Consider the following 24875-nt stretch of genomic DNA (forward strand, 5'->3'; position numbering starts at 1 on the left):
GGATGAAGGGGTTTCAACTGATCGCGCTGCTGGTGCTGGGGGCGGCCGGGCTGGCGGCGAGCTTCTGGTACAGCCCGGGCTGGCTGCAGCTGTGCGCGGGGCTGGCGCTGTTCCTGTTCGGCATGCAGTGCCTGGAGGACGGGCTGCGGCAACTGGCCGGCGGCAAGCTGGAGCAGGTGCTGGCCCGCAGCACCGCAACGCCCTTCAAGGGGCTGATGTTCGGCGTGGGCGGCACGCTGTTGCTGCAGTCGAGCACCCTGGTGGCGCTGCTCACCATCGCCTTCATCAGCACCGGGCTGATCCAGCTGGCCGGCGGCATCGCCATCCTCTTCGGCGCCAATCTCGGCGCCACCAGCGGCATCTGGCTGCTGGCCATGGCCGGGCAGAACCTCAGCCTCTCGCCACTGGCCCTGCCGTTGCTGGTGTTCGGGGTGCTGGCGGGGTTCATCGGCCCGCGCAGCAAGGCCGCCGGGCGCATCGTGCTGGGCATCGCCTTCGTCTTCCTCGGCATCGACCAGATCAAGGACGGCTTCTCCACCTTCGGTGACGGTTTCGACATGACCGGGCTGCGGGTCGATGGCGTGCTCGGCAGCCTGCTGTTCATGGCGGTGGGGATGCTGGTGACCGTGGTGCTGCAGTCCAGCCACGCGGCCCTGATGCTGACCCTCGCGGCCCTGGCCGGCGGGCAGCTGGAGCTGGGCCAGAGCCTGGCGATCGCCATCGGCTCCAATGTCGGCAGCAGCGTCACCACGGCGTTCGTCGGCTCCCTCGGGGGCAACCGCAGCGGCCAGCGGCTGGCCCTGGCTCACGTGCTGTTCAACGTGGTGACGGCGGTGGTGGCCTTCACCCTGCTCACGCCGCTGACCTGGCTGGTACGGGCGCTGGCCGAGCCGGTGGGGCTGGAAGGCAACGCGCTGATCCAGCTGGCGATGTTCCACACCCTGTTCAACGCCCTGGGCGTGGCCCTGTTCTGGCCCTGGCAGCAGCGCCTGGCCGGGTTGCTGGTGCGCTGGCTGCCGGAGCGTGAGGAACCCCAGGTGCTGATCACCGAGCTGGTGGCCGGGCCGGTGGAGCCGGAGCGGACCACGGCCCGCTACCTGAGCGCTCGGGCGCTGGACTCCTCCGAGGCGGCCTGCAGCGCGGTGCTGCAGGAGCTGCGGCACCTGGGGCGGCTGAGCCTGGAGGTGATCTGCCACGCGCTCTACCTGCCGGTGGACCAGCTCAACCGCTCGCGCCCGGACGAGGCCGCCCTGCAGATCATCCCCGAGCGCCTGCACCTGGATGCCGAGGCGCTCTACCAGCGCCATGTGAAGGGCGTCTACGGCGACCTGCTGAGTTTCATGGGGCGCCTGGAAGTGCAGCTGGACGAACCCCACCAGCGCCTCTGGCTGAGCTGCCAGGTGGCGGCCCTGCAGCTGGTGGACGCGGTGAAGGACGCCAAGCACCTGCAGAAGAACCTCGGCCGCTACCTCGGCGAAGGCCCCTCATCGGTGCGCGATGCCTACCTGGACCTGCGTCGGCACCTGCTGGGCGCCTTGCAGAAGGTGCGTGAGCTGGGGCGTTCGGAGCTGCCCGAGGAGGTCTGGAACCAGCACCTGGAGTGGCTGGACGAGCAGGCGGCGGCTTTCGACGGCGCCTTCCGCGAACACCTGTTCGCGGCAGTGCGGGCGGGGCAGCTGGACGGCTTGCAGACCAGCTCGCTGATGAACGACCTGGGCTATGCCAGCCGCATCATCCAGAGCCTGCGCAACGTGCTGATGATCGGCCAGGGACAGGGGCTGTTCAGCGTGATGCGCACCCTCGAGGACGAGGGCGAAGGGAGCCTCATCGAGCTCCGCTGACCGCCTCGGGCGTCCGGGGTGCCAGGGTTTCCGCCAGGCCCACGCCCCGTGGGTCGCTAGCCACCTCGATCTGCCCGCCGCGCTTGTCCCAGAGCAGCACCTGCTGGTTGCCGTAGCGGCGGTCCACCTGCTTGAGGCTGTAGCCACGGGCCTGCAGCTCGGCCTTCTCGGCGGCGCTGAAGGTGTCCGGCTCGTGCTCGACCACGTCCGGCAGGTACTGGTGGTGGTAGCGCGGCACCGCTGCCCAGCGGCTCACCGGCTGGTCGTCGAGGTATTCGAGGATCGACAGCAGCACCATGCTGGGGATGCGGCTGCCGCCCGGGGTGCCGAAGGCGGTGAACTGCGCGTCGCTCTCGACGAAGGTGGGGCTCATGCTCGACAGCGGGCGCTTGCCGGCGGCCACGGTGTTGGCCTGGCTGCCGGCCAGGCCGTAGGCGTTGGCGCCGTTGGGATCGGCGGCGAAGTCGTCCATCTCGTTGTTGAGCAGCACGCCGGTGCCGGGCGGCACGAAGGCTGCACCGAAGGGCAGGTTCACCGAGAGGGTGGCGGCAACCGCGTTGCCGTCCTGGTCGATGACCACGAAGTGGGTGGTGTGGTCGCCCTCGCGCCAGGCGGGCGCGGGCGGCAGGCTGGCGCTGGGGGTGGCCCGGCGTGGGTCGATGCCGGCGGCGAGCTGCTTCAGGTAGGCCGGTGCGAGCAGGTTGTCCAGCGGGTTGCGGACGAAGTCCGGATCCCCCAGCAGGCCCCGGTCACGGTAGGCGCGGCGCAGCGCCTCGACCACGTAGTGGGTGCGTTGCAGGCGGTCACCGTCGCGCCAGGGCAGTTGCTGCAGCATCGCCAGGCTCTGGGCCAGGGCCACGCCACCGGCGGAGGGTGGCGGTGCGCCGATCAGTTCGCGGCCGTCGGCCAGGGGGTAGCGCAGCGGCTGGCGCTCCACCACGCGGTAGCTGTCCAGGTCCTTCAGGGTCCAGATGCCGCCGGCCTTGCGCACGCCGGCCACCAGCTTCTCGGCGGTCTCGCCGGCGTAGAAGCCGGCCTTGCCGTAGCGCGCCAGGCGTTCCAGGGTCCGCGCCAGCTCCGGCTGGCGCAGCAGGCTGAATTCTTCGGGCACCTGGCCCTTGGCGTCGAGGAAGATGCGCGCGGTCTCGGGGTCGTCGCGCATGGCGGCGGCCCGGAAACCGGCGCGTTCGATGTACACCCGGTCCACCGAGATGCCGTCCTTTGCCAGGCGGATCGCCGGAGCCAGGCTGTCGGCCAGGGGCAGGCGGCCGTGGTGGCCGGCCAGGTCCGCCAGGGCGGCGGGCAGGCCGGGAATGGCGGCGGCCAGCGGCCCGTTGATGGACAGCTGCGGCTGCACCTTGCCGTTGCGTACGTAGAGGTCGGGGCGGGCCGCCAGGGGCGCTCGCTCGCGGGCGTCGAGGAACAGGTACTCGGGCTTGGCGCCACCCTTGCGCAGCAGGAAGAAGCCGCCGCCGCCGAGACCCGAGCCATGGGGCTCGGTGACCGCCAGGGCGGCGCTGATGGCGACGGCGGCGTCGAAGGCATTGCCGCCCAGGGCCAGGGTTTCCAGGCCGGCGACGCTGGCGGCGGGCTGGGCGCTGGCGACGGCGGCGCGTTGCGGGGTGGCGGCCTGGAGGGCGGTGCTGGCCAGCAGGGCCAGGGCCGCGATCAGCCCCCGCTGCCAGGGTCTGCCGAGCACCGGGCTGCCCATGCCGGTCAGGCCTTGCCGGTGAGCTTGAGGTACTTGGCCATCAGCTCGTCGCGGCTTTCGACGTTGGCGTCGTCGAGGGGGATGCAGTCCACCGGGCAGACCTGCTGGCACTGCGGTTCGTCGTAGTGGCCGACGCACTCGGTGCAGAGGTTGGGGTCGATGACGTAGATCTCTTCACCCTGGGAGATGGCGCCGTTGGGGCACTCGGGTTCGCAGACGTCGCAGTTGATGCAATCGTCGGTGATCTTGAGGGACATGGAACAACTCCAGCCGTCCAAACACGGCGGTCTATCGGAACAGGAGCGGAATTGTGCCGGAATGCGGGGGCCGGCGCACCACCTGTGCGCGCCGGCCGGCGGTCAGCGCTTGAAGCGCTCGGCCAGGGCGTCGGCCACGGCGGGGTGGACGAACTTGCTGATGTCGCCGCCCAGGGCCGCGATTTCGCGCACCAGGGTGGAGGAGATGAAGGAGTACTTCTCGGACGGTGTGAGGAACATGCTTTCCACGTCCGGGGCGAGCTGGCGGTTCATGTTGGCCAGCTGGAATTCGTACTCGAAGTCGGAGACGGCGCGCAGCCCACGGAGGAACACGTTGGCGTTCTGTTCCTTGACGAAGTGCGCCAGCAGGGTGGAGAAGCCCACCACTTCGACGTTGGGCAGGTGCTTGGTGACTTCCTTGGCCAGCCCGACGCGCTGCTCCAGGGAGAACAGGGGGTTCTTCTTGGGGCTGGCGGCGACCGCGATGATCACGGTGTCGAACAGGCGGGAGGCACGCTCGATCAGATCGGCATGGCCCTTGGTAATCGGGTCGAAGGTGCCCGGATACAGCACTCGGTTCATCGCTACGTCCTGGGGTGGGTCCGTAAGGGAGTCGGATGGTAGCGCAGGCCGCACCCTGCGGCAAAGGCGCACAGGTGCGGTTCACGCGGTCCGTCGGATGCCGGGCCCGCCGGGCGCGGGCCCGGGGGGCGTCAGGCCTTGCCCAGGCGCTTGGCCAGCTCGGTGGAGAGCTGGGCGGTGAGGCCGTAGACCGACAGCTGGGGGTTGGCGCCGATGCTGGTGGGGAACAGCGAACCGTCGTGGATCGACAGGTTTTCCAGCTGGTGGTGGCGTCCGAGGCTGTCGGTGACGGCCTGTTTCGGGTCCTCGCCCATGGCGCAGCCGCCCATGACGTGGGCGCTGCCCAGGCGGGTGCGGTACAGCTCCAGGGACAGGCGGTCGATCAGTTCGCGGGCTTCGGCCGGGGTCTTCACGTAGTCGGCGTCGGCGTGCAGCGGCAGCACGGCCTTGGCGCCGGCGGCGAACTGGATCTCGGCCATGGTGTGGAAGGCCCGGCGCAGGCCGTCCCAGGTGTAGTCGGTGAGGCGGTAGTCGAGCACCGGGCTGCCGTCGCCGCGCAGCTCCACGGTGCCTTCGGCGCTCTCCGGGTGGAAGCCGTCGCGCAGCAGCGCCAGCATCACGTTGGTGTGGGGCAACTGCTCCATGCGCAGGGCGTTGTCCTCGCCGAAGCGGCCGAGCAGGGTGGCGGTGAGCGCCGGTTGCAGCGGCGGCACTTCGAGCTTGTAGGACATGCGCCCGGTGGTGCCGTCGTCCCACTGGTAGTGGTCGGAGTAGATGGATTGCGGCGCGCCGTAGAACGGGTTGATGACCTGGTCGAACTGCGCGGCGGAGAAGTTCACCAGGTGCAGGAAGGTGCGCTTGCCGGCGCGGCCATGGGGGTCGGGGGCGTCGGAGCGCAGCAGCAGGCCGGGTGTGTTGATGCCGCCGCCGGCCAGCACGTAGTGGCGGGCCTTGACGGTGATGGTGCGGCCGGTGGGGGCGACGCAGCGCTCGTCCATGGCCTGGCATTCGATGCCGGTGACCTTGTCGCCCTGGATCAGCAGGCGCTGGGCACGGGCGAGGTAGAGCAGCTCGCCGCCCTTGTCGAGGGTGGCGGGGATGGTGGTCACCAGCATCGACTGCTTGGCGTTGGTCGGGCAGCCCATGCCGCAGTAGCCGAGGTTCCAGCAGCCGCGCACGTTGCGCGGGATGACCTTCCAGTGCAGGCCGAGCTTCTCGCAGCCCTGGCGCAGCACGTCGTTGTTGGCGTTCGGCGGGATGGCCCAGGGCGCGACGCCCAGGCGCTGTTCCATCTTCTCGAACCAGGGGGCCATCTCGGCCGGGCTGTGCCCTTTGACGCCGTGCTCCTTGGCCCAGTGCTCCAGGGTCGGCTCGGGGGTGCGGAAGCTGGAGGTCCAGTTCACCAGGGTGGTACCGCCTACGGCGCGGCCTTGCATGATGGTGACGGCGCCGTCCTTGGACATGCGGCCGATGCCTTCCTGGTAGAGGGAGGGGTAGGCCTCGGCTTCCTGCATCTTGAAGTCGCTGCTGGTCTTCAGCGGACCTTCCTCGATGATCAGCACCTTGTAGCCGGCGGCGCTGAGGATCTCGGCGGTGGTGCCGCCACCGGCGCCGCTGCCGACGATGGCGACGTCGGCTTCCAGGGTCAGGTCCTGCTCCAGGCGGGAGCCGTTGTGGGTTTTCCAGCCGCGGGCCAGGCCCTCGGCGAACAGATCAGGTACGGGCATCAGCTCAATCCTCGGTCGCGCCGGCCGACCTGGCGGTCGGGGCGCGGGGTTCTTGTTGTGGTAGCGGCGCTCAGACGGTCGGCGGACCGGGGTAGCCGCAGTGCGCCCAGGCTTCCTGCCGGCTGTACCAGGCCATCATCACCAGCTGCAGCAGGGAGGCGTGCCCCATCTTCAGCAGGCCGATGAAGCTGTTCTGCCAGCGCGAGAGGAAGGTGCGCACGTCGTCGGCGCTGGCGTTCTCCCAGCTGCCCCAGATGCCGGTGAGCGGGCCCCGGGTGATGGGCAGGGCGAGCACGTCGAACAGCTGCACGGTGAGCTTGAGCATCTCCGGGGAGAGGTGGGCCAGGGCGTTGTCCAGGCTCTGGATGGTGCCGGCGACGGCCTGGGGCATCTGCTCGGCGGCGACGGCGCCGGCGAGCATCACCGGGATCAGTGCCTTCAGGCAGGGCAGGTCGGAGTCCCGCAGTACGACCATGCCGTTGGCCGGTGTGGAGGCGGAGCAGCCGGTGAGGGTGGCGGTGACCCCGGCGGTGGCGAGGAATGCGCCGCCGACGAGGCCGACTTTCAGCAGGCCGCGCCGGGTAAGCCCCGGCGCTTGGAGGGTGGTGTCTGTCATTGTTGTTGTGACCCCATCAGGTCCCTTGCAGGGTTAGCGAACGAACAGCTTGTAGACCAGTTTCTGAATGGCTTTGCCGTAAGGCGGGTAGATCATCCGGGCGGCGTTGAAGCGTTGCTTGGCGAACACCGCCTTGGCCTTGCTGAAGGTGAGGAAGCCTTCGTGGCCGTGGTAGTGACCCATGCCGGACGGGCCGATGCCGCCGAAGGGCATGTCGTCCTGGGCGACGTGCAGCAGGGTGTCGTTCAGGCAGACGCCGCCGGAGTGGGTCTGCTCCAGCACGTGCTGCTGCTCGCGCTTGTCGTAGCCGAAGTAGTAGAGGGCCAGGGGGCGCGGGCGCTGGTTGACGTAGGCGAGGGCGTCGTCGAGGCGGTCGTAGGGCACCACCGGCAGCAGCGGGCCGAAGATCTCGTCCTGCATCAGCTTCATGTCGTCGTTCACGTCCAGCACCAGGGTGTGGGCCAGGCGGCGGGCCTGGTCGCCGGGGAACAGCGGGATGAGCCGCGCGCCCTTGGCTTCGGCGTCCTGCAGGTAGCCCTTCAGGCGCTGCAGCTGGCGCTCGTTGATGATGGCGGTGTAGTCGGGGTTGTCCGCCAGCTTCGGGTAGAAGCGGTTGACCGCCTCGCGGTAGGCGTCGATGAAGCCCTGCACACGGTCCCGCGGGACCAGCACGTAGTCGGGGGCGACGCAGGTCTGGCCGGCGTTCATGGTCTTGCCGAAGGCGATGCGTTCGGCGGCGTCCGCCAGGGGGACGCCGGCGGAGACGATGGCCGGCGACTTGCCGCCCAGCTCCAGGGTCACCGGGGTGAGGTTCTCGGCGGCGGCACGCATCACGTGGCGGCCGATGCTGGTGGCACCAGTGAACAGCAGGTGGTCGAAGGGCAGCTTGGAGAAGGCGACGCCCACGTCGGCCTCGCCCAGCACCACGGCGACCTGGTCCTCGGGGAAGATGCGCGCCATCAGCTCCTTGAACAGCTGGGAGGTGGCCGGGGTGGATTCGCTCATCTTGATCATCACCCGGTTGCCGGCGGCCAGCGCACCCACCAGCGGGCCGATGGCGAGGAACAGCGGGTAGTTCCACGGCACGATCACGCCGACCACGCCCAGAGGCTGGTAGACCACCTTGGCGGAGGCGGGCTGGAAGGCCAGGCCGACGGCGCGGCGGGAGGGCTTCATCCAGCGGCGGATGCGGCGGCGGGCGTAGTGGATGCCGTGCAGGCTGGGCATGATCTCGGCCAGCAGGGTCTCGTCCGCCGAGCGGTTGCTGAAATCCTGGCTGACGGCGCGGATCAGGGCGTCCTGCTCGTTGAAGATCAGGTCGCGCAGCGACTGCAGCCACTGCATGCGCTGCTCGGCGCTGGGCATCGGGTGGTTGCCATAGGCGGCACGTTGGCGGGCGAACAGTTCTTCCAGCTGGCTGATCTGCTGCTGGGTCTGCTGCAGGTAGGCGACATCGGCGACCATGGCGGCACCTCTTCGTTATTGTTGGACATGCCGATTTCTAGAGTAATTGCTCTAGAGTGTCAAATAGCATGACGCGGCCGGCCGACGCTTGCCTACCAAACGAAAAGTTGGGCTGCCCGCCCCCGGGGCGCCGATTCACGGCCTCTGGGTAGTTTTGTTACCCTCGGCCACCTTTTTGGCGCCTGTGAGACCGACCCGCCCATGGCCCCACGCATCAAGACCCGCGAACGCATCGTGCAGAGCAGCCTGGAACTGTTCAACGCCCAGGGCGAGCGGACGGTCACCACCAACCACATCGCCGCGCACCTGGGGATGTCACCGGGCAACCTGTACTACCACTTCCGCAACAAGCAGATGATCATCGCGGAGCTGTTCGCCGAGTACGAGGCGCGGGTTGACACCTTCCTGCGCCTGCCCCAGGACCGGCCGCTGAACATGGACGACAAGACCTTCTACCTGGAGGCGCTGCTGGCGGCCATGTGGCACTACCGCTTCCTGCACCGCGACCTGGAGCACCTGCTGGAGTCCGATGACGACCTGGCGGCGCGTTACCGGGTGTTCGCCCAGCGCTGCCTGGGGCATGCCCAGGCGATCTACCGGGGCTTCGTCGAGGTGGGGATCCTGCGCATGGATGCGGCGCAGATCGAGGCGCTGGCACTGAACAGCTGGATCATCATGACCTCCTGGGTGCGCTTCCTCTGCACCACCCGCAGCGCCCCGGGCGACCTGGACCAGCGCCTGCTGATGCGTGGCATCTACCAGGTGCTGGCGCTGGAGGCGGGCTACGTCACCGAGGGCTGCCGGGAGGCCGTGGCGGCGCTCCAGGCCCGGTTGTTCGTGCCGCTGGAGCAGGTGGTGCCGCCGCTGGGCTGACGTTGGCCAGGCGCAGGCCTGTCAGCGCGGCAGCGCGGCCAGCCAGGCGGGGATGCGCCGTTCCAGGTAGTAGTCGGGCTGGCGCGGCGAGCCGCCGATGAAGCCCACATGCCCCCCCTTGTCGTGCAGCTCCAGCCGGGTGCTGGCGGACAGCTCGTGGGCCTCCGGCACGCTGTGGCGGAACACGAAGGGGTCGTCCGCCGACTGGATCAGCAGCGTCGGCACGCGGATGGCACCGAGGAAGAAGCGGCTGGAGGCGCGCCGGTAGTAGTCGTCGGCATCGGCGTAGCCGTGCAGCGGCGCGGTGATGCGCCCGTCGAAGTCCCAGAAGGTGCGCAGGCCGTCCAGCGGGCCGAGCTGCTCCAGCACCGACAGGCGGTCGGCCATGCCCTGGTGGGCGAACAGGCGCTGTTTGTCGCGCACGTAGGCGACCATCTCCCGCATGAAGTGCCGCTGGTAGACCCTGGAGAAACCCAGGCCGATGCGGTCGGCGCACTGATCCAGGCGGAACGGCACCGACACCGCCACCGCGCCCTGCAGCGGGCAGGCCTCGCCGGACTCCCCCAGGTACTTCAGCAGCACGTTGCCGCCCAGGGAGTAGCCCACCGCATGGAGCGGCGCCAGGGGGCGAGTGCGGCGCAGGTGTTCGACGGTGGCGGCCAGGTCTTCGCTGGCGCCGGAGTGGTAGCCCCGGGGCAGCAGGTTGGGCTCGCCGGAGCAGCCGCGCCAGTTGATCGCCACGCTGGCCCAGCCCTGCTCCGCCAGGCGTTGCTGCAGGCCGAGCACGTAGAGCGAGCTGGACGAGCCGGTCAGCCCGTGGAGCACCAGTACCAGCGGGGCATGGGCGTCATGGGGGCCGTACCAGTCCAGGTCGATGAAGTCGCCATCCTCCAGCCACAGGCGCTCGCGCTGGCGTTCCAGCCGGGGCGGGTTGCGGAAGAAGGGCGACCACAGCGTCTGCAGGTGCGGGCCGGGCAGCCACCAGGCGGGGCGGAAGTCGTTCACGCGGTGCGGTGCCAGAGGGCGTAGTGGACGTTGCCGGTCTTCTTCTCCCGGTGCAGCCGCCAGTTGCCGGGCAGGCCGAGGGAGGAAGGCGCCGCTTCGCTTTCGGTGTAGACCCAGGCGTCGTTGGCCAGCCAGCCGCGCTCCTCCAGCAACGTGCACACCGGCTGCAACAGACCGAGGTTGAACGGTGGGTCGAGGAACACCAGGTCGTAGGGCGTGGCGGCCTGGTTGGCCAGGTAGCGCAGGGCGTCGGCCTGCAGCAGTTGGCCGGTGCCGCAGCGCAGGGTGTCCAGGGTGCCACGCAGGGCGGCTACCGAGTCGGGGTTGAGGTCCAGCGCCAGCGCTTCGCGGGCGCCACGGGAGAGTGCCTCCAGGTAGAGCGCGCCGCTGCCGGTGAAGGGGTCCAGCACCCGCGCGCCTTCTATATAGGGGGCGAGCCAGTTGAACAGCGTTTCGCGGACGCGGTCAGGCGTCGGGCGCAGGCCGGGACCGTCGGGGAAGGCGAAGCGGCGCGAACGCCACTCGCCGCCGATGATGCGCAGCTGGCCCTGGCCGCCATGGGCCGAGGGCTTCTTCGGGGTACGTGTGGCCATCAGTGCTCCGGGATGCCAAAGCTGGGTTTGAAGCGCTTCTCGGTCGGTGCCGGCAGTTCCTTCTGGGGAACCGTGGGGCCGGCGGTGACGATGATGAAGCGGTCCGGGTCGAGGTGGCGGGCCATGGCCGCCTTCACCTGGTCAACGCTGAGGCCCTGGACCTGCTTCATGAAGTCTTCCAGGTAGGTCAGCGGCAGGCCGTAGAAGCCGATGGCGCCCAGTTGGCCAACGATGTCGGCGTTGCTGGCGGTGGACAGCGGGAAGCTGCCAGCCAGTTCGCGCTTGGCGTCGTCCAGTTCCTTCTGGGTCGGGCCCTGGGCCAGGTAGTCGCGGACGATGTCCTTGACCAGCTTGAGGGTGCCGTCGCTGAGTTCGGCGCGGGTCTGCAGGCCGATCATGAACGGGCCCTGCACCTGCATGGCGGTGAAGCCGGAGCTGACGCCGTAGGTGAGGCCGCGCTTCTCCCGCACTTCTTCCATCAGGCGGGTGCCGAAGCCACCGCCGCCGAGGATCTGGTTGCCCAGGTAGAGCGCGGCGTAGTCCGGTTCGGCGCGGTCGATGCCGAGCTGGGCCAGCAGCAGGTGGGTCTGCGCCGAGGGGAACTCGATGTGGGTGGTGCTTGGCTCCGGCACCTTGGGCGCCTCGGTCCTGGCCAGGCGCGGCCCCTTGGGTAGCGCCTGGGAAACGCGGTTGGCGATGGCCTCGGCTTCCTCGCGGGAGAGGTCGCCGACCAGGGCGATCACCACGTTGCCGGCGGCGTAGCCCTTCTGGTGGAAGGCCTTGAGCTGGGCGACGGTGATGCCCGGCACGCTCTTCGCGTCGCCTTCGCTGGGGTGGGCGTAGGGGTGCTGGCCGTAGAGCTTCTCGAACAGGGCGAGGCCGGCGAGCTTGCCGGGGTTCTGCTTCTGGTACTCGAAGCCGGCGAGCATCTGGTTCTTGATGCGGGCCAGGGAGTCCTCGGGGAAGGTCGGCGCGCCCACCACCTGGGTGAACAGCTCCAGGGCCGGCTCGCGCTGGGCCGGGTCGGTGAGGCTGCGCAGGCCGGCGATGGCCATGTCGCGGTAGGCGCCGTTGCTGAAGTCCGCGCCCAGGCCTTCGAAGCCCTGGGCGATGGCGGTGACGTCCTTGCCCTTCACGCCTTCGTTGAGCATGGCGTTGGTCAGGGTGGCCAGGCCGGGAGTGTCACCGTCCTGGCTGCTGCCGGCGGCGAAGGTCAGGCGCAGGTCGAACATCGGCAGCTCGGGGGCGGCGACGAACAGCACCCGGGCGCCTTCGGCGGTTTGCCACTGCTGGATGTCCAGCTTGCGGCTGGCCGGGGCCTTGCCGTCGAGTTCGGTGATGGAGGCCAGCTTGGGGGCGTCGCTCGCCTCGGTGGCGGCCACGGCCTCCCCGGGGCGGTTGACGATCAGGACGAGCACGCCCAGCAGGGCGATCAGGGCCAGGCCGAGCAGGCCGTAACGCAGGCCGTTGCGCTCACTCATGGCGGGGTTCCTCGGGCAGTACGTGGGCGACGCTGAGGCGGTCGCGGGTGAAGAAGGTGCGGGCGGCGGCCTGGATATCCGCCGGGGTGACGGCTTCCAGGGCGGCGAGGTCCTGCTCCATCAGGCGCCAGGACAGGCCGACGGTCTCCAGCTGGCCGATGGTGGAGGCCTGGCTGGTGATGGAGTCGCGCTCGTAGACCAGGCCAGCGATCACCTGGGCGCGCACGCGCTGGAGTTCGTCCTCGCTGGGCGGCGTCTGTTTGAGGGCCTCCAGCTCTCGCCAGAGGCCGGCTTCGGCCTGCTCCAGGGTCTTGCCCTTCTGGGCGTTGGGGGTGGCGCTGAGGGTGAACAGGCTGTCGCCCCGGCTGTAGCCGTCGTAGCTGGCGGATGCGCCGCTCACCAGTTCTTCGCCGCGCTCCAGGTGGCTGGGCAGGCGCGCGCTGTAGCCGCCGTCGAGCAGGGCCGAGGCCAGACGCAGGGCGTGCACCTGGCGGGCGTCCTTGGCGGTGGCCAGGCTGGGCACGTTGAAGGCCATCATCAGGCTGGGCAGCTGGGTCTTCACGTGCACGACGAGGCGTCGCTCGCCGGGCGTGGGCAGCTCCAGGGGCTGCTTCGCCGGCGGCACCGGGCGCGCGGGGATGGCGCCGAACCAGCGCTGGGCCAGGGCCTTGACCTCGTCACCGGTGACGTCGCCGACCACCACCAGCGTGGCGTTGTTGGGCACGTACCAGGCCTCGTACCAATGGCGCAGCTCCTCGACCTTCATGCGTTCGAGGTCGGCCATCCAGCCGATGGTGGGGGTGTGGTAGCCGCTGGCCGGGTAGGCCATGGCCTTGAAGCGTTCGAAGGCCTTGGCGCCGGGGCGGTCGTCGGTGCGCAGGCGGCGCTCTTCCTTGATCACCTCGATCTCGCGCTGGAACTCCTCGGGCGGCAGGCGGAGGCTGGCCATGCGGTCGGCCTCCAGCTCGAAGGCCACGCCGAGGCGGTCCTTGGCCAGCACCTGGTAGTAGGCGGTGTAGTCGTCGCTGGTGAAGGCGTTCTCCTCCGCGCCGAGGTCGCGCAGGACGAGGGATGCCTCGCCGGGGCCGAGCTTGCTGCTGCCCTTGAACATCATGTGTTCGAGGGCGTGGGAGAGGCCGGTCTGGCCGGGCGTTTCGTAGCTGGAGCCGACCTTGTACCAAAGTTGTGAAACCACCACGGGGGCCCTGTGGTCTTCTCTGACGATGACTTTCAGGCCGTTTTCGAGGGTGTATTCATGGGTGGGTTGGGTCTCGGCGGCGAAGGCCGCCATGGGCAGCAACAGGCTGCCGAGCAGCAGGCCGGTGGCCTGGCGGGTGATCGCTTTCATCAATACTGGGGACCTGTCCGACGGGCCCGCGGGGCGTACCGCCTGCGGGCGAAGAGGTGCTAGGATACTCCATCCTTTTCCGGCGCGGCCAAGCTGTCGGGCCAGGCCCGCAGCGGCCGCTCCTTGAGATGCAAGCTACCCATGTTTGGTTCCAACGACGACAAGAAGACGCCGGCCGAGTCGGCCGAGAAAAAATCCCTGTTCGGCTGGTTCCGCCGCAAGTCCCAGGACGCGGCGCCGGCCCAGCCCGAGCCCACCCCTGAGGCCGCACCGGCCGTCGAAGCCGCCGAGGTTCCGACGCCCGCTCCGGCGTCCGAGTCGGTGAGCGCCGCTCAGCCCGAGCCGGTTGCGCCCGCGCCCATCGTCCCCGAGCCTGCTGCACCTGCACCTGCACCTGCACCTGCACCTGCACCTGCACCTGCACCTGCACCTGCACCTGCACCTGCACCGGAAGTGGTCGCCCCCGCCGAGCCGACGGTACTCGTCGAACCGGTTGCGCCGGTCGAGCCCGTCGCGGCCCAGACCGAGCAGCCCGTTGCAGAGGCCCCCGCCGTGGTGCCCTCGCCGGCGCCGGTTGCCGTGCCGGTTGCGCCGCTGCCCGAGGTGGCGGCGGTCGCTCCGGCCGCCGAGGCTCAGCCCGTGGCCGAGGCCGTCCCCGAGGCGGCTGCACCGGTGGCCGCCGAGCCAGCCCGCGCCGGCTTCTTCGCCCGCCTCAAGCAAGGCCTGTCGAAGACCAGCGCCAGCATCGGCGAGGGCATGGCCAGCCTGTTCCTCGGGCGCAAGGCCATCGATGACGACCTGCTGGACGAGATCGAGACCCGCCTGCTGACCGCCGACGTCGGCGTCGAGGCCACCACCGCCATCGTCCAGAGCCTGACCCAGAAGGTCGCGCGCAAGCAGCTGGCCGACGCCGATGCGCTGTACAAGGCGCTGCAGGACGAGCTGGCCAGCCTGCTCAAGCCCGTCGAGCAGAAGCTGGTGATCGACAGCGCCAAGCGTCCCTACGTGATCCTCGTGGTCGGCGTGAACGGCGTCGGCAAGACCACCACCATCGGCAAGCTGGCCAAGAAGCTGCAGCTGGAGGGCAAGAAGGTCATGCTCGCCGCCGGTGACACCTTCCGCGCCGCTGCCGTCGAGCAGCTGCAGGTGTGGGGCGAGCGCAACAACATCGCCGTGATCGCACAGCACACCGGTGCCGACTCCGCCTCGGTGATCTTCGATGCCGTGCAGGCCGCCAAGGCCCGTGGTGTGGATGTACTGATCGCCGACACTGCCGGGCGCCTGCACACCAAGGACAACCTCATGGAGGAGCTGAAGAAGGTGCGCCGCGTGATCGGCAAGCTGGACGAGAGCGCTCCCCACGAAGTGCTGCTGGTGCTGGACGCCGGCACCGGCCAGAACGCCATCAACCAGGCCAAGCAGTTCCACCAGGCGGTGAGCCTGTCGGGCCTGGCGCTGACCAAGCTGGACGGCACCGCCAAGGGCGGCGTGATCTTCGCCCTGGCCAAGCAGTTCGCCCTGCCGATCCGCTACATCGGCGTCGGCGAGGGCATCGACGACCTGCGCGACTTCGAGGCCGAGGCCTTCGTCCGCGCCCTGTTCGCCGAGCAGGAGCGCGCATGATCCGCTTCGAGCAGGTCGGCAAGCGCTATCCCAATGGCCATGTCGGTCTGCATGAACTGAGTTTCCGCGTCCGCCGGGGCGAGTTCCTCTTCGTCACCGGCCACTCCGGCGCCGGCAAGAGCACCCTGCTGCGGCTGCTGCTGGCCATGGAGCGTCCCACCACCGGCAAGCTGCTGCTGGCCGGGCAGGACCTTTCCACCATCACCAACTCCCAGATCCCCTTCCTGCGCCGGCAGATCGGTGTGGTGTTCCAGAACCACCAGCTGCTGTTCGACCGCACCGTGTTCGACAACGTGGCGCTGCCGCTGCAGATTCATGGCCTGTCCAAGCCGGAGATCGCCAAGCGCGTGGGCATCGCCCTGGAGCGCGTGTCCCTGTCGGACAAGGCCGAGCTGTTCCCGGCCGACCTGTCCACCGGCCAGCAGCAGCGCGTGGGCATCGCCCGCGCCGTGGTGCATCGCCCGGCCCTGCTGCTGGCGGACGAACCCACCGGCAACCTGGACCCACGCCTGGCCGCCGAGATCATGGGCGTTTTCGAGGACATCAACCGCTTGGGCACCACGGTTCTGATCGCCAGTCACGACCTGGCACTGATCGCCCGCATGCGCCACCGCATGCTGACCCTGCAACGCGGCCGCCTGATCGGCGACGGGGAGGCCGGCTGATGAGCGCATCCCGCATGCCGCCGCCCAAGCCCGCCGAGCGCGTGGGCGCCACGGCCCGTCCCGAGGAGCCGCATAAAGACGGCGATGACGGCCCGGATTTCCGCACCCTGCTGGCGGCCTGGCTGGAAAGCCACCGTGCCAGCCTGATGGACAGCCTGCGCCGCCTGGGCCGGCAGCCCATCGGCAGCTTCTTCACCAGCCTGGTGATGGCCATTGCCCTGAGCCTGCCCATGGGGCTGTCGCTGCTGCTCAACAACGTCGAACGCCTGGGCGGTTCCTGGCAGCGCGCGGCGCAGATTTCCCTGTTCCTGCAGATGGACGCCAGCGAAGCCGACGGCCGCAAGCTGCGCGACGAGATCGCCGGCATGCCCGACGTGGCCGAAGCCGAGTGGATCAGCCGCGAGCAGGCGCTGGAAGAGTTCCAGCAGCAGACCGGCCTGGGCCAGGCACTCAAGGAACTGCCGGAGAACCCCTTGCCCGGCGTGATCCTGGTGACGCCCAAGGAAGTCGACAAGACCACCCTGGAAGCCCTGCGCCTGCGCCTGGCCGAGCTGCCACGGGTGCAGCAGGCCCAGCTGGACCTGGTGTGGGTCGAGCGCCTGAGCGCCATCCTCAAGCTGGGCGAGCGTTTCATCTTCGGCCTCACCGTGCTGCTGGTGCTGGCGCTGTTGCTGGTGATCGGCAACACCATCCGCCTGCACATCGAGAACCGCCGGATCGAGATCGAAGTGATCAAGCTGGTGGGTGGAACCGACAGCTACGTGCGGCGTCCCTTCCTTTATATGGGCGCGCTGTATGGCGTGGGTGCCGGCCTGCTGGCCTGGCTGGTGCTGGCCTACGGGCTGGACTGGCTGAACGACGCCGTGGTGCGCCTGGCCGGTTTGTACGGCAGTGACTTCGCCCTCGCCGGCGTGCCGCTGGGCGACGGATTGTCGCTGTTGCTCGGCGCCATCCTGCTGGGCTACATCGGCGCCTGGCTGGCGGTGGCGCGCCACCTCAGCGAGCTGGCGCCGCGCTAGCAGAACCGCCCCGGGACGGGGCGGAAACGAGGGGTGTAACGAAACTTTTACGCCCCCTTGCAGTCATAAAGGCCAGTGCTACACTGCGCGAGCTTAGTGAATCGGAGGATTCGCATGACCACTTCCCTGCAACCTGTCTATGCCCTGGCCCCCGGTGCGAACCTGGATGCCTACGTGCATGCGGTCAACGGCATCCCGCTGCTGACGGTCGAACAGGAGCGCGAACTGGCCGAACGCCTCTTCTACCAACAGGATCTGGAAGCGGCGCGGCAAATGGTGTTGGCGCACCTGCGCTTCGTTGTACACATCGCCAAGAGTTATTCCGGTTACGGCCTGGCCCAGGCCGACCTGATCCAGGAAGGCAACGTCGGCCTGATGAAGGCCGTGAAGCGCTTCAACCCCGAGATGGGCGTGCGCCTGGTGTCCTTCGCGGTGCACTGGATCAAGGCCGAGATCCACGAATTCATCCTGCGCAACTGGCGCATCGTCAAGGTCGCCACCACCAAGGCGCAGCGCAAGCTGTTCTTCAACCTGCGCAGCCAGAAGAAGCGCCTGTCCTGGCTGAACAACGAAGAAGTCCATGCCGTGGCCCAGAGCCTGGGCGTGGAGCCCCATGAAGTACGCGAGATGGAAAGCCGGCTGACCGGCCATGACATGGCCTTCGACCCGGCGGCGGATGCCGACGACGACGCGGCCTACCAGTCCCCCGCGCACTACCTGGAAGACCACCGCTACGACCCGGCGCGTCAGCTGGAGGAAGCGGACTGGAGCGACAGCTCCACCGCCAACCTGCACGAAGCGCTGGAAGGCCTGGACGAGCGCAGCCGCGACATCCTCTACCAGCGCTGGCTGGCCGAGGAGAAGGCCACGCTGCACGACCTGGCCGCCAAGTACAACGTCTCCGCCGAGCGTATCCGCCAGCTGGAGAAGAACGCGATGAACAAGCTCAAGGGCTTCATCCAGGCCTGAGCCGTCGCATGATCGAAAGCCGCCCCTACGGGCGGCTTTTTTCTGCCCGGAGAAATCGACCATGGCGATGCCGTCCCTGCGCCCCGCCCACGGCGTGTTGTTTGTGCTGGTAGCCGTGCTGTTCTTCGGCCTGGCGATGTGGATGCAGCGAGGTGGCGAGCCCGCTCCCCCCCTGGCCTGCCTGGAAGCCTGGCAATCGCCGCTGCTGGAACCCATGGCCGAAGGCACGCTGACCCTGGCGGCGCTGGACGGCCAGGCCCACGGCGAGCTCTGGCTGCGCAACGCCGGCGAAGGCCCGCAACTGCTGTTCCGCAGCGAAGGGGAAGGCGAGGATGCCTGCAACCTGGAAGGTGAACTGGCCCTGGACGACGCCGAGCGCGCGAGCCTGCTCAAGGCCCTGGGCGGGCACTCCCCGGAGGGCGAGCAGCCCCTCAGCCGGCAGATGCTGGACCAACTGGGGCAGCACCGCTTGTCAGCCCTGGAAGTCCGCCCCCAGCAGCTGCCGGACGCGGAGCGGCTGGTGGCCAGCGTCGGCCAGCCCCGCCTGCGGCTCCAGTTGGGAGTGGGAGAAGCCTGGGTCTACCCGGTGGAAGGCCTGACCGCCCAGGTGGTGGATGGCCAGGTGCACCGCATCCGCGTGGTGCCCCGCGCCACCCTCAAGCAGTGATCAGAACGGCACGGCCGGCTTGAGCTGCTCCAGGTATTGGCTGCCCCCCAGCTGGCTCATCTGCTGGCGGATCCAGCCAGCGCGGCGGGCGACGTAGCTGCCCGGACGCCCGGCATTCCATTCCCGGGGGTTGGGCAGCACGGCGGCCAGCAGGCTGGCCTGGCGCCGTGACAGGTAGGGCGCGCCGATGCCGAAGTGGTGGCGCGCGGCGGCCTCGGCGCCGAACACGCCGTCACCCCATTCCACGCTGTTGAGGTAGACCTCGAGGATGCGCTGCTTCGGCCAGAGCGTCTCGATCAGCACCGTGAACCAGGCCTCCAGCCCCTTGCGCAGCCAGCTGCGGCCGGACCAGAGGAACAGGTTCTTGGCCACCTGCTGGCTCAGGGTGCTGGCCCCGCGCAGGGAGCCGCCGCGCTCGTTGTGTGCCAGGGCAGCACGGATGGCGGGTACGTCGAAGCCCCAGTGCTCGGCGAACTTCTGATCCTCGGCGGCGATCACCGCCACCTTCAGGTCGTCGGGCAGTTCCTTCCAGGGACGCCAGGTGCGCTGCAGGTCGATGGGTTCGCCATCGAACCACGACTCCACCTTGCGCTCCACCATGATCATGCTGCCGGGCGGCGGCACCCAGCGGAACAGCAGCACCAGCAGGACGGAACCGGCGGCGAACCAGATCAGCAGCTTGAACAGGCGACGACTCAGGGATCGGATCATGCGTGGCTTGGCCTGGGCGGGTTGGCGCGCCATTATAGCGGCCGCTCTCATCCTGTCTGGAGTGCCCAATGGCCCGGTTGTTCCTGCTGCTCGCCGCCTTCACCGGCTTCACCGGCGTCGCCCTCGGCGCCTTCGCTGCCCACGGCCTCAAGGCCCGACTGAGCCCGGAGCACCTGGCGGTGTTCCAGACCGGCACTCACTACCAGCTGATCCACGCCCTGGCGCTGTTCGGCGTCGCCCTGCTCAGCCTCCATGCACCGGGGCGCCTGGTGAACGCGGCCGGCGGCTGCTTCGCCCTCGGCATTCTGCTGTTCTCCGGCAGCCTCTACCTGCTCACCCTCAGCGGCATCGGCAAGCTGGGCATCATCACCCCCTTCGGTGGCGTGTCCTTCCTGGCCGGCTGGCTGTGCCTGGGCCTCGCTGCGTGGCGCCTCGCCGCGCGCTGAAGCAGGCCTGACCCTGGCGTCAAAAAGCAGGACGAATGGCGTCATTCAGCCTTGGTCATCCCCAGGGTTCGGGGCTAGAATGCGGGCCCCCCAATGTTGTGACCGTCCCGTCATGCGCATCCAGTTGAACGGCGAATCCCACGAACTGCCCGACGGCCTGACCGTCGCGGACCTGATCGTCCGACTCGACCTGGCTGGCCGCCGTGTCGCGGTCGAGCTCAACCTCGACATCGTGCCGCGCAGCCAGCATGCCGCCACCGTCCTGCGCGATGGCGACCAGGTGGAAGTGGTACACGCCATCGGAGGCGGCTAGCCGCCCGCAAGGAGTCCACATGAGTCAGAAGCCGATCGACAAGCCATTCACCCTGGCAGGTCGGACCTATGAGTCGCGCCTGCTGGTCGGCACCGGCAAGTACAAGGACCTCGACGAGACCCGTCTGGCCATCGAGGCCTCCGGCGCCGAGATCGTCACCGTGGCGGTGCGCCGCACCAACATCGGCCAGAACCCCGGCGAGCCCAACCTGCTCGACGTGATTCCGCCCAGCCGCTACACCATCCTGCCGAACACCGCTGGCTGCTACGACGCCATCGAGGCCGTGCGCACCTGCCGCCTGGCCCGTGAGCTGCTGGATGGCCACAACCTGGTGAAGCTGGAAGTCCTGGCCGACCAGAAGACCCTCTTCCCCAACGTCATCGAGACCCTCAAGGCCGCCGAAGTGCTGGTCAAGGAAGGTTTCGACGTGATGGTGTACACCAGCGACGACCCCATCGTCGCCCGCCAGCTGGCCGAGATCGGCTGCATTGCCATCATGCCGCTGGCCGGCCTGATCGGCTCCGGCCTCGGCATCTGCAACCCCTACAACCTGCGGATCATCCTCGAGGAGACCCGCGTGCCCGTGCTGGTCGACGCCGGTGTCGGCACCGCCTCCGACGCCACCATCGCCATGGAGATGGGCTGCGACGCGGTGCTGATGAACAGCGCCATCGCCCACGCCCAGGACCCGGTGATGATGGGCGAGGCCATGAAGCACGCCATCGTCGCCGGCCGCCTGGCCTACCTGGCCGGCCGCATGCCCCGCAAGCTCTACGCCAGCGCCTCCTCGCCGCTGGATGGTCTGATTCGCTGAGAACCTCCATGACTGAACAGCTGGATTCGCCGAACGAGAACGGCGAAGTACGCCACCGCACCATCAAGAGCTTCGTGATGCGCGCCGGCCGCATGACCGACGGCCAGCAGCGCGGGCTCGACCAGGGCCTGCCGCGCTTCGGCCTGGAGCTGGCCGACGGCCTGCAGGACTTCGACGCGGTGTTCGGACGCCGCGCACCGCGCACCTTCGAGATCGGCTTCGGCATGGGGCACTCGACCCTGGAAATGGCCGCTGCCTCGCGGGACGAGGACTTCATCGGCGTCGAGGTGCACCGACCCGGCGTCGGCGCGCTGCTCAACGGCATGCTGACCCAGAACCTCGACAACATCCGCGTCTACACCTGCGATGCCCTCGAAGTCCTGCGGGACTGCGTCGCCGACGCCAGCCTCGACCGCGTCCTGCTGTTCTTCCCGGACCCGTGGCACAAGGCCCGCCATCACAAGCGCCGTATCGTCCAGCCCAGCTTCGCCGAACTGGTGCGCAGCAAGCTCAAGGTCGGCGGCGTGCTGCACATGGCCACCGACTGGGAGCACTACGCCGAGCACATGCTCGAGGTGATGAACGCCGCCCCGGGCTACCGCAACCTCGCCGAGGACGGCCGCTACGTGCCGCGCCCCGAAGAGCGCCCGGTGACCAAGTTCGAACGCCGTGGCGAGCGCCTCGGCCACGGTGTCTGGGACCTGAAGTTCCAGCGCATCGACTGATCCACCGCAGTACCCGCCCCGTGCCCTGGCAGCACGGGGCATCCAGGAACGACCCCATACACAGACCGGGACCACCCGGCCGCCAGGACGGCACCCCTCACCTGATCCGACATTGAACAGGCCCCGCCCCGCCGGCGGTGGCACAAGAACAAGAGCGACGCCACCCGTGAGCGCCGCGAGGAGAAGGCTGTGTTGAGAAAGTTAGCAATTCTGCTGCTGGCGTCCTGCGCCCTGCAGGCCCAGGCCAAGGTCGACGCCGACCAGGCCGCGCGTTTGGGAGGGGAGCTGACGCCGCTGGGCGGCCAGCGCGCCGGCAACGCCGAGGGTTCCATTCCCGCCTGGGACGGCGGCCTGTCCACCCCGCCCGCCAGCTACCAGCCGGGCATGCACCACCCCGATCCCTACGCCGGCGAATCGCCCAAGTACGTGATCACGGCCCGCAATGCCAGCCAGTACGCCGCGCACCTGCCTGCCGGCCTGAAGGCGCTGGTGGAAACCTACCCCGACTATTCCATCCGGGTCTTCCCGACCCACCGCAGCGCAGCCGCACCCCAGCGTATCTACGACGCGACCCGCCTCAATGCCCTCAATGGCGAGCTGATCGCCGGCGGCAACGGCGTGCAGGGTGTGGCGGCGGGCATCCCGTTCCCGATCCCGGCCAGCGGGCTGGAGGTGATCTGGAACCACATCCTGCGCTACCGCGGTGACCAGATCCATTTCGTCACCAACCAGGCGGCGGTGCTGGCCAACGGCAGCTACAACCTGCTGAAGCTGGATCGCAACATCTACTTCGTCTACGGCCGCGACGGCGTGACCCCGAAGGACCTGGAAAACACCATCTTCTATTACAAGTACGCGGTGGTGGCCCCGGCCAAGCTCGCGGGCTCGGCGCTGGTGGTGCAGGAAACCCTCGACCAGGTGCTGTCCATCCGCAAGGCCTGGCGCTTCAACCGGGGCGAGCGTCGCGTCCGCCGCCTGCCGATGCTGGCCTACGACACCCTGCAGCCGGACACCAACGGCATGGCCACTGCCGATGTGGTCGACTCCTACAACGGTGCACCGGAGCGCTACGACTGGACGCTGGTGGGCAAGCAGGAAATGCTCGTGCCGTACAACAGCTACGCGGTGCACCAGAAGGGCATCCCCTACGATCAGATCCTCAAGACCAAGTTCGTCAACCCGGACCTGCTGCGCTACGAGCTGCACCGCGTCTGGATCGTCGAAGCCGCGCTGCGCAAGGGCTTCACCCATCCCTACGCCAAGCGCCGCTTCTACATCGATGAGGACAGCTGGCAGATCCTCGCGGTGGACCTGTACGACAAGGACGGAAAACTGACCGGCCTGCAGGAAAGTCATCCGATCAGCTACTACGATGTCCCCATGTTCGGCAGTACCCTGGAGACCATCTACGACTTCGCCGGCTCGCGCTATTTCGCCGATGGTCTGGACAACAACGAACCGATGTACGACTTCAAGGCGCCCCTCGGTCCGCGTGACTTCACGCCCCAGGCCCTGCGCCGCGAAGGCAACTGATATTCCGGCCTGCCTGGCCACGCTCCAACCGCCCTTCGGGGCGGTTTTTTATTGGTTGTTTCCCTGTACCGTGCGGAACGGTTGATTGCTGAGTTTTGTTGATATCGCCTGTTTCGCCTTGCCGGGCGAGCAACCGTGTTCAGCGTCAAGCCACTTGAGGCCTGAAATGTGCCTGATCACGGAGCATCGCATTGAGGATGGTGAGCAGTTTCCGCATGCAGGCGACGACCGCTACTTTGCCGGGTTTCCCCTGTTCTTTTAGTCTCCGATAGAAGCTGTGCACGACCTCGTTGCGGCTGCGAATGGCCGACAGCGTGGCCATGTAGAGCACCTTCCTGACTTCGGATCGCCCACCCCAAACTCGCCGGGTACCCCGGTAGTAGCCGCTGTCCCGGTTGAAGGGCGCGACACCCACCAATGCCGCAATCTGCTTGCGGTTCAGGTGGCCCAGCTCTGGTAGTAGAGCCAGCAACGTGATTCGACATACGGGCCCAATACCTTTCACTTCAGCCAGCAAGTCATCCTTGGCCCGCCAGATCTCTGATTTTTGAATGGCATCATTCAACCCTGCATCGCTGGCTCTGAGGCGCTTTTCCAGCCACTGGATATGCAGCTTGATGTCACGCCGCAAGGCCTTGCCTGCTGCCTGCTGCAAGCGCAGCTTCTCGGCGACCATCATGTCGACCAATTGACGCCGACGCCCAACTAGATCCGCCAGTTCGAGCGCTTGCTCCTCGGGTAGCGGCCGTACGGTGGGACGAATGGCAATCCCGAATGTGGCGAGAACCCGAGCATCCAACGCGTCAGTCTTGGCCAGTTGGCCCGATGCCTTGGCAAAGTCACGGACCTGCCTTGGATTGGCCAGTACCAACGGCAATTGCTGTGCAGCCAGCTCCGCAATCAGGAGACGCTCCAGGCCACCCGTTGCCTCAGCCACGATGAGGTTGGGTGCCAAGGCCAGCATATCGGTGGCCAGTTGGGCCCTGCCTGAAGCGTCGTTGGCATAGCGCTGGAGCGTGGCGCTGCCACTGACGAAGACATCGAGAAAGTTCTTCGAGATATCGATTCCGACAACGAGGAGTTCTTGGTTCATGGCATTCCTCTCTCACCCTGACTTGCAGAAACGAGCTTTGAGCTCAGGCAACCGTTCGGGTTAATCAAGAAGAACCTGCTCCGACCCTCGCTCGCCCACGATCTGGAGATCTAGTTTCTGGCGGTCTGAAGCAGGTGTGGAACAACTTACAAGTTTCTTTTTTCAGTCGCCAAAAAAGAAACCAAAAAGGCTCGCCCCTGCATCCGGCCCGACTGCCGTCGGGTTCCCTCGTTCCATCGTCGCTCCAGGGGCCCGCGCTGACGGGCCATCCATGGCCCGGCAGCGCTCTCGCGACATCCATGTCGCTCAACCCCTTACGCGATGATTCCACTCGGCCTCCTGAAGGGGCATTTTTCCTGCCTCACCTCCGTGGCTCGGCACGACTCCAGCGTGCGCGCCCATCACGCTCCACACTTTTCCATGAGGAGAGACTGGAGGAGAGAGCAGTTGTTTGCTTTGGCCCGGACTCAGCTCCGATCAGCCAGGACGCCGATCAGGAAGAACACCAGCAGCAGCACGGGGGCCAGGGTGTAGTTGTTGAAGTAGCCCAGGCCCTTGGCCAGCCAGGGCGTGAGGAAGATCATCGCCAGCCCGTAGCCCAGCGCGCAGAGGGTGACGAACAGCAGGGTGCGGAAGAGGAAGTTGAGCCCGCCGATGCGCTGCTGGATCCAGGCGTTGATGCCCGGGCCGAGCAGCACCAGCAGGGTGGCCATGATGGCAAGGGAAATGTCGTAGAGGTGGCCACGGCTCCAGCGCGAGAGGGTGGCTACCAGGTCCAGGATCAGGTCCATCGATCGTC

The 24875-nt window shown here is 68.1% G+C and carries 25 protein-coding genes; 12 read left to right on the forward strand and 13 right to left on the reverse strand.

From position 1 onward, the window contains the following. The first annotated feature begins 2 nt into the window (after positions 1-2). On the forward strand, positions 3-1841 hold the full coding sequence (locus tag PotMrB4_RS01735; RefSeq protein WP_142012864.1) for a Na/Pi cotransporter family protein: 1839 nt from the start codon (positions 3-5) through the stop codon (positions 1839-1841). On the opposite strand, the gene ggt is transcribed toward PotMrB4_RS01735, so the two are convergent. From ggt to PotMrB4_RS01765, 6 genes are all read right to left on the reverse strand, one after another. Beyond that, complete coding sequence (gene ggt / locus PotMrB4_RS01740) at positions 1825-3552, reverse strand: gamma-glutamyltransferase (RefSeq protein WP_172432350.1); 1728 nt, start codon at positions 3550-3552, stop codon at positions 1825-1827. The genes PotMrB4_RS01735 and ggt overlap by 17 nt on opposite strands. Positions 3553-3557: 5 nt before the next feature. Beyond that, positions 3558-3809: a YfhL family 4Fe-4S dicluster ferredoxin gene (locus PotMrB4_RS01745; protein WP_044403636.1), complete on the reverse strand. Its 252-nt coding sequence runs from the start codon at positions 3807-3809 to the stop codon at positions 3558-3560. Between the two features lie 102 nt (positions 3810-3911). After that, entirely contained in the window at positions 3912-4391 is a 480-nt protein-coding gene (coaD, locus tag PotMrB4_RS01750) for a pantetheine-phosphate adenylyltransferase (RefSeq protein ID WP_044403635.1), read from the reverse strand. Between the two features lie 131 nt (positions 4392-4522). Further along, complete coding sequence (locus tag PotMrB4_RS01755; RefSeq protein WP_044403634.1) at positions 4523-6118, reverse strand: GMC family oxidoreductase; 1596 nt, start codon at positions 6116-6118, stop codon at positions 4523-4525. A gap of 70 nt (positions 6119-6188) precedes the next feature. Continuing rightward, the gene (locus PotMrB4_RS01760; RefSeq protein WP_074967169.1) at positions 6189-6734 is read right to left on the reverse strand and encodes a twin-arginine translocation pathway signal protein; all 546 of its coding nucleotides are present in this window, start codon (positions 6732-6734) and stop codon (positions 6189-6191) included. Between the two features lie 33 nt (positions 6735-6767). Further along, positions 6768-8198: a coniferyl aldehyde dehydrogenase gene (locus tag PotMrB4_RS01765; protein WP_044403632.1), complete on the reverse strand. Its 1431-nt coding sequence runs from the start codon at positions 8196-8198 to the stop codon at positions 6768-6770. Between the two features lie 201 nt (positions 8199-8399). On the opposite strand from PotMrB4_RS01765, the gene PotMrB4_RS01770 reads away from it, so the two are divergent. Further along, positions 8400-9071: a TetR/AcrR family transcriptional regulator gene (locus PotMrB4_RS01770; RefSeq protein WP_107330110.1), complete on the forward strand. Its 672-nt coding sequence runs from the start codon at positions 8400-8402 to the stop codon at positions 9069-9071. A gap of 21 nt (positions 9072-9092) precedes the next feature. Here the strand turns inward: PotMrB4_RS01770 and PotMrB4_RS01775 are convergent, their stop codons facing one another. Genes PotMrB4_RS01775 through PotMrB4_RS01790 form a run of 4 tightly spaced genes read right to left on the reverse strand, consistent with a single transcriptional unit; the run spans position 9093 to position 13498 of the window. Further along, complete coding sequence (locus PotMrB4_RS01775) at positions 9093-10076, reverse strand: hydrolase (RefSeq protein WP_044403630.1); 984 nt, start codon at positions 10074-10076, stop codon at positions 9093-9095. Next, positions 10073-10669, reverse strand: coding sequence for a 16S rRNA (guanine(966)-N(2))-methyltransferase RsmD (gene rsmD, locus PotMrB4_RS01780; protein ID WP_074967175.1), 597 nt, complete (start codon positions 10667-10669; stop codon positions 10073-10075). Before rsmD ends, PotMrB4_RS01775 begins: the two co-directional genes overlap by 4 nt. Further along, entirely contained in the window at positions 10669-12150 is a 1482-nt protein-coding gene (locus PotMrB4_RS01785) for a M16 family metallopeptidase (RefSeq protein WP_172432351.1), read from the reverse strand. Before PotMrB4_RS01785 ends, rsmD begins: the two co-directional genes overlap by 1 nt. Continuing rightward, on the reverse strand, positions 12143-13498 hold the full coding sequence (locus tag PotMrB4_RS01790) for a M16 family metallopeptidase (protein ID WP_172432352.1): 1356 nt from the start codon (positions 13496-13498) through the stop codon (positions 12143-12145). Before PotMrB4_RS01790 ends, PotMrB4_RS01785 begins: the two co-directional genes overlap by 8 nt. Before the next feature lie 141 nt (positions 13499-13639). Here PotMrB4_RS01790 and ftsY point away from each other — a divergent pair, with 141 nt between their 5' ends. The 5 genes from ftsY (at position 13640) to PotMrB4_RS01815 (ending at position 18441) form a co-directional block, all read left to right on the forward strand. Further along, positions 13640-15121 (forward strand): signal recognition particle-docking protein FtsY, encoded by a 1482-nt coding sequence (ftsY, locus tag PotMrB4_RS01795; protein WP_172432353.1) that lies wholly within the window; start codon positions 13640-13642, stop codon positions 15119-15121. Continuing rightward, the gene (gene ftsE / locus PotMrB4_RS01800; protein ID WP_044403625.1) at positions 15118-15786 is read left to right on the forward strand and encodes a cell division ATP-binding protein FtsE; all 669 of its coding nucleotides are present in this window, start codon (positions 15118-15120) and stop codon (positions 15784-15786) included. Before ftsY ends, ftsE begins: the two co-directional genes overlap by 4 nt. Further along, a complete protein-coding gene (ftsX, locus tag PotMrB4_RS01805) occupies positions 15786-16805 on the forward strand; it encodes a permease-like cell division protein FtsX (protein ID WP_107330244.1) in 1020 nt (339 codons plus the stop codon). The genes ftsE and ftsX overlap by 1 nt, the downstream gene beginning before the upstream one ends. Positions 16806-16919: 114 nt before the next feature. Then, positions 16920-17774: an RNA polymerase sigma factor RpoH gene (gene rpoH / locus PotMrB4_RS01810; RefSeq protein WP_044403623.1), complete on the forward strand. Its 855-nt coding sequence runs from the start codon at positions 16920-16922 to the stop codon at positions 17772-17774. A 61-nt stretch (positions 17775-17835) separates the two neighbouring features. Further along, on the forward strand, positions 17836-18441 hold the full coding sequence (locus PotMrB4_RS01815; protein WP_172432354.1) for a hypothetical protein: 606 nt from the start codon (positions 17836-17838) through the stop codon (positions 18439-18441). On the opposite strand, the gene mtgA is transcribed toward PotMrB4_RS01815, so the two are convergent. Further along, positions 18442-19152: a monofunctional biosynthetic peptidoglycan transglycosylase gene (gene mtgA, locus PotMrB4_RS01820; protein WP_172432355.1), complete on the reverse strand. Its 711-nt coding sequence runs from the start codon at positions 19150-19152 to the stop codon at positions 18442-18444. 68 nt (positions 19153-19220) lie between these two features. Between mtgA and PotMrB4_RS01825 the strand changes: the two genes are divergently transcribed. The 5 genes from PotMrB4_RS01825 (at position 19221) to PotMrB4_RS01845 (ending at position 22983) form a co-directional block, all read left to right on the forward strand. Further along, the gene (locus PotMrB4_RS01825; protein ID WP_074967184.1) at positions 19221-19598 is read left to right on the forward strand and encodes a DUF423 domain-containing protein; all 378 of its coding nucleotides are present in this window, start codon (positions 19221-19223) and stop codon (positions 19596-19598) included. Between the two features lie 112 nt (positions 19599-19710). After that, positions 19711-19911: a sulfur carrier protein ThiS gene (thiS, locus tag PotMrB4_RS01830; RefSeq protein ID WP_044403619.1), complete on the forward strand. Its 201-nt coding sequence runs from the start codon at positions 19711-19713 to the stop codon at positions 19909-19911. Between the two features lie 19 nt (positions 19912-19930). Beyond that, a complete protein-coding gene (locus PotMrB4_RS01835) occupies positions 19931-20725 on the forward strand; it encodes a thiazole synthase (protein WP_044403617.1) in 795 nt (264 codons plus the stop codon). An 8-nt stretch (positions 20726-20733) separates the two neighbouring features. Beyond that, positions 20734-21450 carry a tRNA (guanosine(46)-N7)-methyltransferase TrmB gene (trmB, locus tag PotMrB4_RS01840; RefSeq protein ID WP_044403615.1) on the forward strand — a complete coding sequence of 239 codons (717 nt, stop codon included), beginning with the start codon at positions 20734-20736 and terminating at the stop codon, positions 21448-21450. A gap of 189 nt (positions 21451-21639) precedes the next feature. Continuing rightward, entirely contained in the window at positions 21640-22983 is a 1344-nt protein-coding gene (locus PotMrB4_RS01845; RefSeq protein ID WP_142012839.1) for a DUF1329 domain-containing protein, read from the forward strand. Positions 22984-23128: 145 nt separating this feature from the next. Here PotMrB4_RS01845 and PotMrB4_RS01850 read toward each other — a convergent pair whose 3' ends face one another. Together PotMrB4_RS01850 and PotMrB4_RS01855 are read right to left on the reverse strand one after the other, a co-directional pair. Then, positions 23129-24076 (reverse strand): IS110 family RNA-guided transposase, encoded by a 948-nt coding sequence (locus tag PotMrB4_RS01850; protein WP_172432356.1) that lies wholly within the window; start codon positions 24074-24076, stop codon positions 23129-23131. A 467-nt stretch (positions 24077-24543) separates the two neighbouring features. Beyond that, positions 24544-24867, reverse strand: a complete 324-nt coding sequence (locus PotMrB4_RS01855; protein WP_044403610.1) for a DUF3392 domain-containing protein — start codon at positions 24865-24867, stop codon at positions 24544-24546. Positions 24868-24875 lie beyond the last annotated feature (8 nt).

This window comes from Metapseudomonas otitidis (assembly GCF_011397855.1).
Taxonomy (GTDB): Bacteria; Pseudomonadota; Gammaproteobacteria; order Pseudomonadales; family Pseudomonadaceae; genus Metapseudomonas; species Metapseudomonas otitidis.